Genomic DNA, 13,206 nt, shown 5'->3' with positions numbered 1-13,206 from the left:
AAACTCTTTACATTAAAACCTTCCTAACCAAAGTTCATTATGACGCACATTGCACGCACGCTCATTCTCATTTTTTGTATATCAATAAAAACACTTTTTGCGCAAGCGCCCGCTGAAAACTTTCCTGTCGATCCAGCCTCAGAAGAGCAGGCCGGCGTTCCCAAAGGCGAAGTTTTGAAATTTACATTTGACCAATCCAAAATTTTCCCCGGAACTTGGCGCGAATATTGGGTCTATGTGCCCGCTCAATACAAAGCCGACAAGCCAGCTTGTGTCTATGTCAATCAGGACGGAATTCAGTGGAAAGCGCCTGTTGTGTTTGATAACCTGATCCATAAAGGTGAAATGCCCGTTACGATCGGCGTTTTTGTTATGCATGGAAAAGTGAAAGCGGCCAATGGAAACGAGGCCAATGATCGTTTTAACAGAAGTTTTGAATATGACGGTTTGGGTGATGCCTATGCCAAATTTATTTTGGAAGAAATTCTACCCGAAGTGGAGAAGCAGAAAACGAGCGACGGACGACAAATTCGGCTTTCCAAAAATGGCAACGACCGTGCAATCGGCGGGTCGAGCAGCGGAGCGGTTTGCGCATTCACTGCGGCATGGGAACGCCCGGATGCATTTACCAGAGTTTACAGTGCAATCGGAACGTATGTAGGTCTGCGTGGGGCCGACCGTTATCCGACATTGGTCAGAAAATACGAGCCGAAACCCATCCGGATTTTCTTGCAGGACGGCGCAAATGATCTGAACATTTACGCGGGCGACTGGTGGATGGCCAATCAGACCATGCTTCGTGCGCTGACATTTGCAGGTTATGAGGTGAAACATCAATGGGGTGAAGGCGGCCACAATGGCAAGCACGGAACCGCATTATTTCCCGAAGCCATGCGTTTCTTATGGAAGGATTGGCCAAAACCTGTTAAATCAGGTCCATCACAGAATCAAATGTTAAGCGCCATGCTCATACCTGGCCAGGAATGGGAGCTTGTTGCAGAAGGTTATAAGTTTACGGAAGGCATCGCGGCAAACCAGTCCGGTGAAATTTTCTTTCAGGACATTCCCAATTCCAAAACATACAAAGTCGGGCTGGATGGCCAGGTCGTGACAGTTAATGAAGACTCGGAAAATGCAAGCGGCGCGGAGTTTGACAAAGACGGAAACCGCTATGAAGTGGCGAAGAAAAGCCTTTCAATTGTTCGTTATGATGCTAAAAATCAGAGGCATGAAATCGCCAAAGACATTGCGGGAAATGACGTGACCGTTGCGCATAACGGCAATGTTTACATTACGGCCCCGGATGGAAGGGAGAAGCCGAGCACCATTTTTTTGATCAGGCCAAACGGTGAAAAAGTGGTTGCTGACAAAGGCCTGCTCTTTGCAAATGGCGCTGCACTCTCACCGGATCAAACATTGCTTTACGCCACGGAATCTGCGACACACTGGGTGTGGTCATATCAGATCCAGCCAGACGGCACATTGGCTCACAAACAAAAATTCGGCTGGCTGCACGTTCGAGACAACGATGAAAACGCCTGGGCCGATGGCGTTACTTGCGATCGCGAAGGACGCATTTATGTGGCAACACGCGCTGGAATTCAGGTTTTGGATCAAACCGGCCGAGTTAATGCCATATTACCAACGCCAAATGGTATGGCCTCCAACGTGGCATTCGGAGGCAAAGATTTCGACACGATTTACGTTACTGCCAACGAAAAAGTTTACCGCCGCAAATTGAATGTGAAGGGAGCAAATGGTTGGGACGCGCCCAATAAACCGGACGCGCCGAAGTTATAAACAGGGTATCATGCACGGACGCATTGCTCTAAAATAATGGTCTTCGCCTGTATTCAGCCAAGAAATGGCCCGCCAGGGACTCCCCAGCCCCATTTGGGCATTGGTTCTGCGGGGTTCATTGTCAGGTCGTCGACATTGGAATTGAGGACGGCGATTCTCGTGCCCCATTCAATGTATGCGATGAATGCGGAGCGGAATTCTGGGTCGTCGGGGAGGTTGATTTCGTCGGCAGTTTCCAAAAGCAGTGTTACCCAGCGTTTTCTGTGGGCTTCGGTCAGGTGTTTGGATAAATGCTTTTGGATCATTTTGAAATGGCTGCCTTCTTGCGTGCTGTACATTTTAGGCCCGCCAAAAACCTCCGCAATAAAATGCGCAACATGCAGCTGATGCTCGGTCGACATATGTTTAAAAACCGGCTCCAAAAGCGAATCTGATAAGACTTTCTTATAAAAAAGTGCAGTCAATTTCTCAAAAACCGGCATTCCACCAGCCCATTCATATAACGTTGGGATTTGCTTGTGTTCCATAGCTTGTTCTGTGTGTCTGGATTATTCGTTTTATTCTTCAAAAACAATTCGCTCGTCATCACAAAATTTGCATTTCTTACCCTTGGGCAGAGTTGCGGGGTGTATGTTTGGGATAACCTTACTTCCTGAGTACACATGGTTTTTATCATACGAGCAACTTAATTGACCGGGTAGGACTTCAAAAGTTTGCGGATCAGATCCCAGCAAAGGTTGCGCTGCAAAGTACACTTGCTTACCATCCTTGGCATATAGCTCATTTATTTTTTCAAATGTGCTTACATCGGAACCAGCTATGACGTCATACATCCAATACGCTTGCTTTTTATCAATTGCGTGATCTCCGCCTAGCAACTTGAAACTTGCGGGATCGGCACCTTCAATGATCTTTAATTCCAGCACATCAAACACATAAACATGATTTTTATCCGAACTATATAACCTAGGCAACGGCTTGAATGTTGCTGCATCGACCCCTTTCATGCGCGTTCCATTGCTTGCAAAAACTCCTTTGCTGTCTGCCAGATAAGTCATAGAATTGGAGTCTGCACGAACATTAAATTTAAGATTATCAGGCTCATCGGAAATGATAACCGTGCTCCAATAAATATGTTTTGTGTCAGTGTATAAGTCTCCAATCAAATGCTTGTAATTATCCGGGTCATCTGAAAAGGCCCGTAACTTATCGTACATGTAGTTCTTATCTCTGCTTCTTTCCATATTGTAAGCCTTGAAGGATGCCGGATCTGCGCCAGGAATAAGCAGGCCTCTCCAATAAACATGCTTCTTATCTCGCGCATGGTCCGATCTGCTCACTTTTCCAGGAATATCATCGTCAAGGCGCACCACCTCAAAAGTCGAAGCGTCAACCTCAGCCAGTTCCTGAATAGAAGCATTCATTAGACCTCCGTAGTAATAAACCCTATGATCACGAACATGATATCCCGTTGTAGTAAGAAGGCCGGGCTTGAAAACACCTTTTTTAAATGAACAGCCAACAAACTTTGCACATATCCAAATTATCGTCAATATTAAAATACTCCATAAAATGTATTTCATTGCAAAGAAGTTTAGTCGTGTTTTAACTAAGCTTCATAGATCCAAATACAAATTCCACTTTAATTATCCTTCGGCAGATGTTAATTAGTCTAAGGCGGAATTATTAAGTAATGTCAACTCAAACGTTTAATACTCCATCACAACACCATCAAAAGCATCCAGCTTGCCAATTTCTAAGTTAATGAATGCATTGGAATGCGTGAACTTGATCGATTTTCCTGTGTTCAATGAAAACACTTTTGCCGGTTTTTTATCAGACCTGATTTTGAATTTGAGATTATAAACAGGCAATGGCTCGAAGTAAGTGTTGCCGCTGAACCCGGTTAAATTGACCAAATGCAGGATCAGACCGTCACTTTTAACCTGCTCTTTATTACTGACGTTGTTCTTGACAAATTCCTTTAAAATAATTTCAATTCTTTCGGGCGCATTGGTTTGAATGTCCTTGCTAGCCTCGGGTAAAACGTAATTGATTGCGTCCAGAAGCAGATTTTTGTGCTCTTGATAACCATGCATATAATAGATCCGGCCGAGGTTAATTGGAAAAATGAGTGCTTTGCTTTTCTCGTGATTTTTGATCCCTAACGCATAATAACTGGTCGGGTCGTGGCCGCCGATGATTTCCGGCGGGCCGGGCCTTCCTTTTGATAAAATGGGAAGCAGCTTCTGATCTGTGCCGGAAAGATCATAAAGTCCGAGGTTGAACTTCCAGAACAGCATTTTTTGTCCAGGGAAACTTTTAAAGATGTTCCTGTCGTCCGGCACTAAATAATTGCCGGCTCCATCATTGTCTTTCTTATCTATTTTCGCCCCAAATAATTGCAGTAAACTTTCGGGACTGTCGAACATTGTGCGATTTGTCGCGATGAGGTTTGTGCCTGCTTTGCTTGCGTCTTTCAGCACTTGAATCGCTTCGGGTTTCAAATAAGTGATTTCGGGCAGGATAATGAGTTTGTAGCTTTTCACTTTGTCAGACAAATTCCCGATTTGGCCGTCTTCAATGATGTCGAAAGGAATGTGCGCTTCGCGAAGCATGAGCTGGATCCCGCGATATTCCTGCATGGGCTCCCCGCTGGGCCAGGCTCCGGGTGCGACGATGGCAATTTTAGCAAGTGATTGATATCGCCCAAAATATTGCTCATGCTTTTTATGAAATGCATAAACCTTCCTGATCACGCCGTAATTCCGCTCGTCTTCATAGCCGCGCATATCGCCCATCATGCTGAGATCCAGCCCCGAACCATTGGCAATGTTTTCATAAAGGCGGATCTGAACTTCCTGAGGCTCAACGGCATTATAGCGCGATTGGAACGAAATCTGCTGAATGCTGGCGTTGCTGATAATGTGATCCGGGAAGGAATTGACCGCATTGCTGACATTGTCGGAAGCCGTATAAGGCCAGTAGGGCAGGGTGGTCATGCTCTGCGATTCATGACGAATGATGTCGACAAACTTGTCCGAATAAGTGCAAATGGCGATCTGCTCATTCTTCGATTTGACCAGTTTGTGCAGCCTTTCCGACCAGTTCTCGACCGTCGATTTCTTAAATTTAAGATATTTCTGATAGAGCGTGTCGGCGTTATTTTCCTCGGTTGGGAGCACTTTTCCGTTTGAATATTCGGCGAAAGCCTTTTTGTCAAAATCATTTTGGTCAATGCCGTGATATTTGCCTTCATATGGATTATTGACCTGGTAACCGGGCATGTTCAGAAAAATGCCATCGATCGGAAACATGTCAATCGCCTCTTCAATGATCTTGAACGCCTTTTCCTGCACATAAGGCGCGTTAATGGACACGACGTACATGTCGGTGTTAATGATCCGTTCCCCTTTTGGCGAAATGTAGCACCAGTCCGGATGCGCTTTGAAAATGCTCTCGTGAACGCGGCTGAAATCGAAACGGACAATAACCTTAATGTTGTTTTCATGGCACTTCCTGATCACATCGCCCAGCACATTTTCCTTCATATAAGGATTGATGTAATGAAAATCCAGTTTGGTAGGATAAAATGCCATGATGCCGCCTGCATTGATCAATAATGTGTTAGCCGAATAAGTGATCAGGTCCGCAACAATGGAATCTGCATGGATCGTCGCGGCTTCATACGACGGCAGATTCATTTGAATCACACGCAGATTGTTCCGCTTCCACCAGAGCTGGCCGGTCGGAGATTTTTGTGCAAAAAGGTGATTTGAAAAAAATAAGAGACAAAGGAAGAGCGCGAATTTTCTCATTAGAAGACGAGGTCGTTTCAATGGGAAAGCGGGCTTGTGCTGGCGATCTACTGAATTGGATTTGGCATTTTCCAAAGGCAAACAACATTGTTGGCGCAGTTTTTATATCTTTTGGTTTGTAAATGCTTTCTCATTAAAAGTTACAAAAATTGAAGAAGATCAAAGCTTGGTTGCTTGTCTCGGTGATGTCCCTTGTGGCTAATCACTGCGTGCAAGCGCAGGATGGCTGGTTCAAACGCTTTGTCCAAAAGACGATTTCCGACACCACGGCGCCCGGTGAGTCCAGTTTCCGGATTTACCCGACATTGGGTTATTCGCCCGAAACGAGTTTCGAATTCGGACTCTCTTCCCTGCTGATTTTTCAGGCCAAAAAAGACACATTGAACCGGTTAAGTGAAATTCAGGCTTTTACATTTCTGACATTGGAAGCGCAATATGGAATCTGGCTCGATAATGCGATTTATGGAGATAAAGACAAATGGTTTTTTCTCGGCCGAACGCGTTTCCAGCGGTTTCCATTGCTTTATTATGGCATAGGACCCGAAACGGTTGACAAAGATCCGGCGTTGATCGACGCGAATTATATTTTATTCAAACAGCGCGTTTTAAGAAAATTACGACCCAATCTGTTCCTAGGACCCGAGCTTGACTATCAGCAATTATACAATACGAGCTTCGAACAGCCTGATAATCACACTTATGACAAGCCACTGGGCAGTGACGGCACGCGTAACATTGGTTTGGGAGCAGCATTGGTTTACGACAACCGGCACAATGTCCTCAACGTCAGAAAGGGCTTTTTCGGGGAAATTTCTTTTTTAAATTACGGTTCCGGTCTGGGAAGCGATTACAATTTTCACGGGGTCAATGTTGATGTGCGTTCATCGCATCCGGTGAGTGCGCGTAATGTGCTGGCGTGGCAGGTTTTAGGTAATTTTTATTCCGGGAATGTGCCTTTTAATCAGCTCGCTTTAATGGGTGGGGAAATGATTATGCGTGGTTATTATTACGGCCGTTATCGGGACAAAAACATGATCGCGGGACAAGTTGAGCACCGTTGGCTCCCTTTCGGATTTAGCAAGCGATTCGGGGCGGTGGCTTTTGCCGGAATTGCGGTCGTGGCTCCGAAGATCAATGCATTTACGTTTAAGCATATCCGTCCCTCGGGTGGCGTGGGGTTGCGTTATTTGTTGTTTCCCAAAAAGGACATCTATCTGAGGCTCGACGTCGGTTTTACAAAGGATGGACCAGGCTTTTATCTGTTTACCGGAGAAGCTTTTTAATTATTTTACCAAAAATCAATCCCTGTGCTTGTAGGTGAAAGCGACAATAAACAAGAGAACTCCGACGAAGCCCAGAGCGATGGATAACGAAGTGAATTCTGCAATAAAGCCAATCAATGCGGGTCCTGCGAGCTGTCCGGCATAACCCAGTGTGGTCACCGCCGGCAAGGAAACTGAAGGCGGAATGTTGGGGAAACGCCCGGCCGCTGTAAAGAAAATGGGAACAACATTGGCAGCTCCTAACCCAACGAGCACGAAACCCAGCAATGCGGCCGGCGCCCAAGGCAAAATAACAGCGATTAAAAAGCCCATTCCTGCGAGAAGCGTTCCATACAAAACGACTTTTGACGGCCCCAACTTATGAATAATGCCATCGCCCGTCAAACGCATCGTGGCCATTGCAACAGAAAAAGCAGCGTAACCTACGCCGGAAAGTGAAGGATCAAACCCGCGAGAAAATTGCAGAAAAACCGCACTCCAATCGAGCAAGGAGCCTTCGGCGATAAAAAGAATAAAACACATTAATCCCAAAACGAGCACCGCGCCCTTTGGAATAACAAAGCTGGCGCTGTCGATTTTCGCTTCTTCCGAATGCGGAAGTAAATGTCTGAATTGCGTAGTCGTGATTAATATAAGCAAAGCCGATATGCTTACCGCCGCAACTGTTGGCGATAATCCCAACTTAATAAGAAAACCCAAACCAATTGACCCAAGCAAGCCACCTACGCTGAACATCCCGTGAAAGGATGACATAATGTGGCTTCCATGCTTTTCCTGAACCAAAACGGCCTGCGCATTCATCGCAACATCAACCGAACCAATGCCTGCTCCGAACACAAATAAGGCGGCCCCAAGCTCGTAAGGCGTTCTTGCGAGTAAGAGCAGCGGAAGAATAAAAGCGATAATGAGTGCGGAACAAAGCGAAATTTTCCGGCTGCCGTATTTATTGATTAATACGCTTGTGAAAGGCATTGTTAAAATTGCACCTGCTCCTAAGGACAAAAGCACGACGCCCAGATCGGCCTCACTCAATCCCAATGCAAGCTTTGCGAATGGCACCATCGGTGCCCAGCAGGACAAGCCAATTCCGCAGACAAGAAAAATGAGTAAAACGGCCTTACGTGCTGCGCTGATTTTTGCTGTTTCTTGCATAAAGTGAATTGGAAGAAGAATTGATATGCAATATTATGCAATAAATCGCGAATTATGAATGCTAATTCCGCAAAAATTTGCAGATACGGATATTGATGATTCTTTATCTAGCATAAAAAAACTATCCGGGTGTAGAACCTGGATAGTTTGCTATTAATAGGAAATGCTGTCATTTGAGCGAGACTTTCCAGGTTTTGGAAACCTGGAAAGTCTATACATTAAAATTAGATATTTTTCTTCTTGGATTCTTTCACAGCGAAATCAACTGCGCGGGCTGATAGTGCCATGTAAGTTAATGACGGGTTTACACAAGATGCGGAAGTCATTGCGGCTCCGTCTGTTACAAACACATTTTTAACGGAATGCAACTGGTTGTTACCATTCAAAACCGAAGTTTTCGGATCGCGGCCCATTCTTGCCGTTCCCATTTCGTGAATCGCCATGCCCAGATATGAACCATTGTCATGCGTTTTCACGTTTTTCAAACCTGATTTTTCCAGCATTTCGGCGGCATCATTCATCATATCCACGCGCATCTTTTTCTCGTTTTCACGAAGATCTGCATCGAAGACAACCAACGGCATGCCGAATTTATCTTTCTTTTCCTTGTTCAAATACATGTAATTTTCGTGGTAAGGCAATGTTTCGCCAAAGCCACCAAAACCCATTGTCCAGTTGCCCGGAGTGGTCAGTTCTTCTTTGAAATCCGCTCCAAAAGAAAGCTCGGCAACATTGCGCTGCCATCCTTGCCGGCCGCCGCCTCCCTGGTAACCAAATCCACGCAGATAATCGCGTTTGTCAGAACCAATGTTGCGGTAACGTGGAATGTATATTCCGTTTGCACGACGTCCGAAATAATATTTATCCAAATCACCTTCCCAAACGCCGCTAGCGCCGGTTCTGAAATGGTGATCCATCAAATTGTGGCCTAATTCACCTGAATCGTTGCCCATTCCGTTTGGAAAGCGCTCGGAAGTTGAGTTAAGAAGCAATGCTGTCGATGCCAATGCACTTGCGCAGACGAAGATCAGCCCTGCGAAATATTCTTTTTCCTGCAACGTCACTGAGTCAACAACACGAACGCCGGTTGCCTTGCCCACGCCGTTTGCGCCGGATTTTGCATCATAAATGATTTCACGAACCACCGAATCAGGACGAAGTGTCAGCAAACCCGTTTTAACTGCTGGGGGCAATGTGCTCGATTGCGTGCTGAAATATGCGCCGTATGGACATCCCAATGCGCATCTGTTGCGATACTGACACGGAGAGCGCCCTCCTTCGAGTTGAATTTTCGTAGGTTGCGAAAGGTTAGCCACACGTCCGATGGTCATGTTGCGGCCTGGAAACTGCTTTTCAAGTCTTTTTCTAACCTCTTTTTCAACGAAATACATGTCCATCGGCGGAATGAAGTCGCTGTCCGGCAATTGCGGCAGACCCAATTTCTCACCCGAAATTCCCACGTGTTTTTCAACATAAGAATACCAGGGCGCAATGTCTTTGTAACGGATAGGCCAGTCAACAGCCACACCATCTTTTAAATTTGCCTCAAAATCAATGTCGCTCAGCCTGTACGACTGCCGGCCCCACATGATTGACTTTCCGCCAACAATGTTCGGACGGAACCAGTCGAATCTCTTTTTCTCTTCATATGGAGCGTCCATGTCATTCATCCAGTATTTTTCCGTCATTTCATTATACGGATAATCGCGGGACAGGAATGGATGTGTTTCTTTCTGTTTTACCGTAAGGCGGCCGTTGTATTGCGTTTCCCAGGGTGCTTTCAGCGCGTAGTCGTAACCTGTAACGTGTTCCAGGTTTTTGCCTTTTTCCAACATCAAAACTTTCAGTCCTTTTTCTGTTAGTTCCTTTGCCGCCCAGCCGCCAGATACGCCGGAACCGATCACGATTGCGTCGTAGGTGATTTCTTTTAATGCGTCAATATTTAAATTCGCCATTTTAAGGGATCTTATTTAAGAGTTTGGTCAGGGATAGTCAATTAAAGTGCCCAGCTTTTTTGTCCTTTTGGCATTGGCCAGCTTCCGTCAAATCTTCCTGGAATCGGCAGATAATCAAGTGCTTGTGTTGCCCCAATTTCAGAAGTGAAATATCCGGTGATGGTTAAGCCCTTCATTTGCAGGAAAAATGGCTTGTCAGAAACCGTTGTGCGTTTTACAATGTCGTTTTTCTGTGTCGCGTCGAGGGCAGAAAACCCTTTTCCATAAACCTCTTTGCTTTGCGCATCAATTTTATCAAGTCCTGAATAGAATTTTTTCTGATCGGCTATTTCGTAGCAATCGCGCATGATGCGGGTGATGAACTTGTCGGCTCCTGCCGCCTTAGCTCCGGGCGTTCCGGTTGTCGGGATGATCACATCGGCAACGTCCGCCAAAAGCGCCTCCTGATCTGCAGAAAGTTCGAGTGATGGACCGAAATTCAATCTTTCCCCCATGATGCCCGCCATCAAAGGAGCTGAGAGCGTGCCTCCAAGGAGGAATGTTATTTTTTGAACAGCTTCTCTACGGTTCATTAGTTAAGGATTTAAGTCGGAATGAATTTAATTAAAATAAACCTTTAAATATAACAACTGACAAAGAATTATCGCCATATGAGGCCACAATTTTCCGTAAATTAACTGAGCCCTGCCGGTGAATCAACGGTTTTGGCTCAGCTGCTCCGAACATGCCATATTTGATTAATATTCTGAACCAAGGCTTAGGCAATTCGTCAGATCTCTCCGGTCTGGCGAGCGAGTTTAAAGGTTAAGTAATAGAGGAACGTTGAGTAAATAATGCAGATATCTTCCCTGATTTTCAGGGGAGATATTTTTTTAGAAAACGAAGAATTGAAATTGAAAACGGCCAAAAAATATCAAACTATAATACGTAACATAACAAACCTGACTAAATAGAATGAGTGACCAAGCGCAGCAAATGCGTATTTAACATCTTGATTGATAAGCTTTCATTGAAGTGTGTGTTGAGAAAAGGGGCTGGAATTTTTCCAGCTCCTTTTTATTTGGCAGGCGTGATCACAATGTTGCGATATTCCACCGGTCCGTGGTCACCCTGAATGTACAGTGGTCCCGGCTCGCCTTCGTTGCTGTCCAATGCGCCGCCCGTAATGCCCGGGATTTCCTGATTGGTGATCACCGTTTTTCCGTTGGTTACAAGTGTGAGCATGCGGCCCACAAGCGTAATGTCAAATGATTGCCATTCGCCCGGATCTTTTGCCATCATTTCGCTTGGAACGAGAAAGCCGTAAACTGCACCTAGCTGATCCAGAGACGGTTCCATGCCTTTGCTATCTGTAACCTGCACTTCATAACGGCCTCTCAGATAAACCCCGCTGTTGCTCCCTTTCGGAATGCGGAACTCAACGTGCAGTTTAAAATCATTGAATTTTTGATCAGTAATAAGGTTAGCACCCGATTTCGGACTGCGTAGAATGCCGTTTTCAGCGACCCACTGGTTTTCGCCAGCTGCATGCCATCCTTTAATCTGGTTGCCATCGGTCAGTTTAATAGGCGTTCCCCAAACCGGCGCAGCGGTTCTGCGCAACGAAGGCGCACGAACGCCTGTAAATGTGTAAGTTTTGCCATCCGGCGTGCTTACGGACCCGGCAAGTTTTTCGCCGGTTAATGTGCCTTCCAATGTGAAGTTCTTATCGCCTTTTTCCCATTGCGGCGGGATTTCAAAATTAAACTTGCCATCCTTGAAATGCACTTCCGAAATTGGTCTGGCGCTGCCGGAAACGCTGGTAAATTGTCCAATGAGCGTATGGTTTCCTGAATGGCGCACTTCCAGCCATGACGGGGCCATTTTGCCAGCCATATCAACCGTAATGTCCCAGCGTCCTTCAATAGGAGCGGCAGCAGGTTGGGCAGGATGTGAGTTAAAATTGTTTGAAAAAGCGGCAGGAAAGAATGCCAGAGAAAGTAAGCAGGTCTTAAAAAATCGTTTCATATATGGATAAAGTTTAAGGAGGGTCAATTTAAAAATAAATTACTGCGCACACATGCATTTTCACAACTTTGATACGATGAGCCAGATTGCAAAGAAAAAAGCGATGGTCACCGGCTGATTTATTGCCCGGAAAACGCACCGCTTTTTCTGTTATTTTACTAATTTAATGTCAGCGAAAATCTTGAAAACCAAGAATTCGATGGCTTAGCCACCGCCAACTTTAACCTGCTCAGGGGCCTCATTATAACCGCCGGAACGATCGCCCATTCCAGACGAATCACTTGTATTCTGCGCGCTTGTGTCGCTTGTCGAACTTCCGTTTTCCAAATGGTCATTCAAACTTTGAAGTCCTTTTTCCCAGCCATCCTGATGCGGGATAATTTCTTCCTGGTTCGAAAAACCTTCTTGCAAAACGTGCAAAGTGCTGCCATTTTCCTTGGCTTCAAATCTGATAGTCAGCACATATTCCGTTTTTTCTGTTGCCGGATCTTCCAGTTCCCAGTTCCACGAATACACCAGTTTTTCATTAGGCGACACTTCTTTGTAATTCCCGGTCACACGCAGGCCAGCCTCCTTAAAATGATATTCAACTGCACCGCCTTCCTGCAATTCATTGACGACATTTACGAGCGTGTTACCCGTCGGCCGCCACCATTGTTTCAGCTGCTCTTCTTCCGTCCAAGCCTTGTAAAGCGACTGGACATCGGCCGAAAAGTCATGACTGATTTCAATAGTTTGGTTTTTTTGTTCAGTTTCCATGAAGTGTAATTGTTTTAAAAGTAAAGGAGCAAGCTTATTTTAACCCGCGCCCGGTCTTATGCTGCAATTCGTCGATCCGTTTTGAAGCTTCTGCTTTGTTCAATGTGCTATCGAATTCAACGCCTGCCTCGTCCGACAATGTTTTCAGATATGACTCCTGGGCACCGGTCATTGGTTCTTCTCCCGTCGTCCATTCGTCCGGATCTTTTACTGCATTCGACCCTTTGATTTCCTGATTTTGGCCTGAGGTTTTTGCATTCTCGTCAAGCGCGTCTTGTTCTTTATTTGCCATTTTAGTTTGAGATTTTTATTTAATTAGATAAAAAAACTGCGCCAGCCGCTTGCCTTTAAGTGAACTGCTTTCGCTTCTGGAAGGTTTGACCAAAGTCATTTTAGCCACGCATTCAAAAAACGGCTTTCCAAACGTTGCCA

The 13,206-nt window shown here is 45.5% G+C and carries 11 protein-coding genes; 2 read left to right on the top strand and 9 right to left on the bottom strand.

Annotation, left to right across the window (positions count from 1 at the left end):
- The first annotated feature begins 39 nt into the window (after nucleotides 1-39).
- Nucleotides 40-1,800 carry an SMP-30/gluconolactonase/LRE family protein gene (locus tag LZG73_RS01505; RefSeq protein ID WP_233845727.1) on the top strand — a complete coding sequence of 587 codons (1,761 nt, stop codon included), beginning with the start codon at nucleotides 40-42 and terminating at the stop codon, nucleotides 1,798-1,800.
- 53 nt (nucleotides 1,801-1,853) lie between these two features.
- Here the strand turns inward: LZG73_RS01505 and LZG73_RS01500 are convergent, their stop codons facing one another.
- The 3 genes from LZG73_RS01500 to LZG73_RS01490 all read right to left on the bottom strand — a co-directional run bounded on the left by LZG73_RS01500 (nucleotide 1,854) and on the right by LZG73_RS01490 (nucleotide 5,618).
- A complete protein-coding gene (locus LZG73_RS01500) occupies nucleotides 1,854-2,327 on the bottom strand; it encodes a group II truncated hemoglobin (protein ID WP_233845726.1) in 474 nt (157 codons plus the stop codon).
- Nucleotides 2,328-2,357: 30 nt separating this feature from the next.
- Entirely contained in the window at nucleotides 2,358-3,383 is a 1,026-nt protein-coding gene (locus LZG73_RS01495; protein ID WP_233845725.1) for a DKNYY domain-containing protein, read from the bottom strand.
- Nucleotides 3,384-3,509: 126 nt separating this feature from the next.
- Complete coding sequence (locus tag LZG73_RS01490; RefSeq protein ID WP_233845724.1) at nucleotides 3,510-5,618, bottom strand: alpha-amylase family protein; 2,109 nt, start codon at nucleotides 5,616-5,618, stop codon at nucleotides 3,510-3,512.
- Between the two features lie 149 nt (nucleotides 5,619-5,767).
- Here LZG73_RS01490 and LZG73_RS01485 point away from each other — a divergent pair, with 149 nt between their 5' ends.
- Entirely contained in the window at nucleotides 5,768-6,901 is a 1,134-nt protein-coding gene (locus tag LZG73_RS01485; protein ID WP_233845723.1) for a BamA/TamA family outer membrane protein, read from the top strand.
- Between the two features lie 15 nt (nucleotides 6,902-6,916).
- On the opposite strand, the gene LZG73_RS01480 is transcribed toward LZG73_RS01485, so the two are convergent.
- The 6 genes from LZG73_RS01480 to LZG73_RS01455 all read right to left on the bottom strand — a co-directional run bounded on the left by LZG73_RS01480 (nucleotide 6,917) and on the right by LZG73_RS01455 (nucleotide 13,066).
- The gene (locus tag LZG73_RS01480; RefSeq protein WP_233845722.1) at nucleotides 6,917-8,053 is read right to left on the bottom strand and encodes an MFS transporter; all 1,137 of its coding nucleotides are present in this window, start codon (nucleotides 8,051-8,053) and stop codon (nucleotides 6,917-6,919) included.
- 224 nt (nucleotides 8,054-8,277) lie between these two features.
- Nucleotides 8,278-10,008: a GMC oxidoreductase gene (locus LZG73_RS01475; protein ID WP_233845721.1), complete on the bottom strand. Its 1,731-nt coding sequence runs from the start codon at nucleotides 10,006-10,008 to the stop codon at nucleotides 8,278-8,280.
- A 41-nt stretch (nucleotides 10,009-10,049) separates the two neighbouring features.
- A complete protein-coding gene (locus LZG73_RS01470) occupies nucleotides 10,050-10,580 on the bottom strand; it encodes a gluconate 2-dehydrogenase subunit 3 family protein (protein ID WP_233845720.1) in 531 nt (176 codons plus the stop codon).
- A 484-nt stretch (nucleotides 10,581-11,064) separates the two neighbouring features.
- Entirely contained in the window at nucleotides 11,065-12,015 is a 951-nt protein-coding gene (locus LZG73_RS01465) for a DUF1080 domain-containing protein (protein WP_233845719.1), read from the bottom strand.
- 204 nt (nucleotides 12,016-12,219) lie between these two features.
- The gene (locus LZG73_RS01460; protein WP_233845718.1) at nucleotides 12,220-12,774 is read right to left on the bottom strand and encodes an SRPBCC domain-containing protein; all 555 of its coding nucleotides are present in this window, start codon (nucleotides 12,772-12,774) and stop codon (nucleotides 12,220-12,222) included.
- Between the two features lie 34 nt (nucleotides 12,775-12,808).
- Nucleotides 12,809-13,066, bottom strand: a complete 258-nt coding sequence (locus LZG73_RS01455) for a DUF3072 domain-containing protein (protein WP_233845717.1) — start codon at nucleotides 13,064-13,066, stop codon at nucleotides 12,809-12,811.
- Nucleotides 13,067-13,206 lie beyond the last annotated feature (140 nt).

Origin of the sequence: Dyadobacter sp. CY326 (assembly GCF_021390515.1) — a bacterium.
Classification (GTDB): domain Bacteria; phylum Bacteroidota; class Bacteroidia; order Cytophagales; family Spirosomataceae; genus Dyadobacter.
Note: the sequence above shows the minus strand (reverse complement) of the source record. Positions and strands in the feature narration are given on the sequence as shown.

Bases quoted from the DNA above. Each gene is read 5' to 3' on its own strand.
- LZG73_RS01505 (WP_233845727.1), top strand. From the start codon at position 40: ATGACGCACATTGCACGCACGCTCATTCTCATTTTTTGTATATCAATA.
- LZG73_RS01500 (WP_233845726.1), bottom strand. From the start codon at position 2,327: ATGGAACACAAGCAAATCCCAACGTTATATGAATGGGCTGGTGGAATG.
- LZG73_RS01495 (WP_233845725.1), bottom strand. From the start codon at position 3,383: ATGAAATACATTTTATGGAGTATTTTAATATTGACGATAATTTGGATA.
- LZG73_RS01490 (WP_233845724.1), bottom strand. From the start codon at position 5,618: ATGAGAAAATTCGCGCTCTTCCTTTGTCTCTTATTTTTTTCAAATCAC.
- LZG73_RS01480 (WP_233845722.1), bottom strand. From the start codon at position 8,053: ATGCAAGAAACAGCAAAAATCAGCGCAGCACGTAAGGCCGTTTTACTC.
- LZG73_RS01475 (WP_233845721.1), bottom strand. From the start codon at position 10,008: ATGGCGAATTTAAATATTGACGCATTAAAAGAAATCACCTACGACGCA.
- LZG73_RS01470 (WP_233845720.1), bottom strand. From the start codon at position 10,580: ATGAACCGTAGAGAAGCTGTTCAAAAAATAACATTCCTCCTTGGAGGC.
- LZG73_RS01465 (WP_233845719.1), bottom strand. From the start codon at position 12,015: ATGAAACGATTTTTTAAGACCTGCTTACTTTCTCTGGCATTCTTTCCT.
- LZG73_RS01460 (WP_233845718.1), bottom strand. From the start codon at position 12,774: ATGGAAACTGAACAAAAAAACCAAACTATTGAAATCAGTCATGACTTT.
- LZG73_RS01455 (WP_233845717.1), bottom strand. From the start codon at position 13,066: ATGGCAAATAAAGAACAAGACGCGCTTGACGAGAATGCAAAAACCTCA.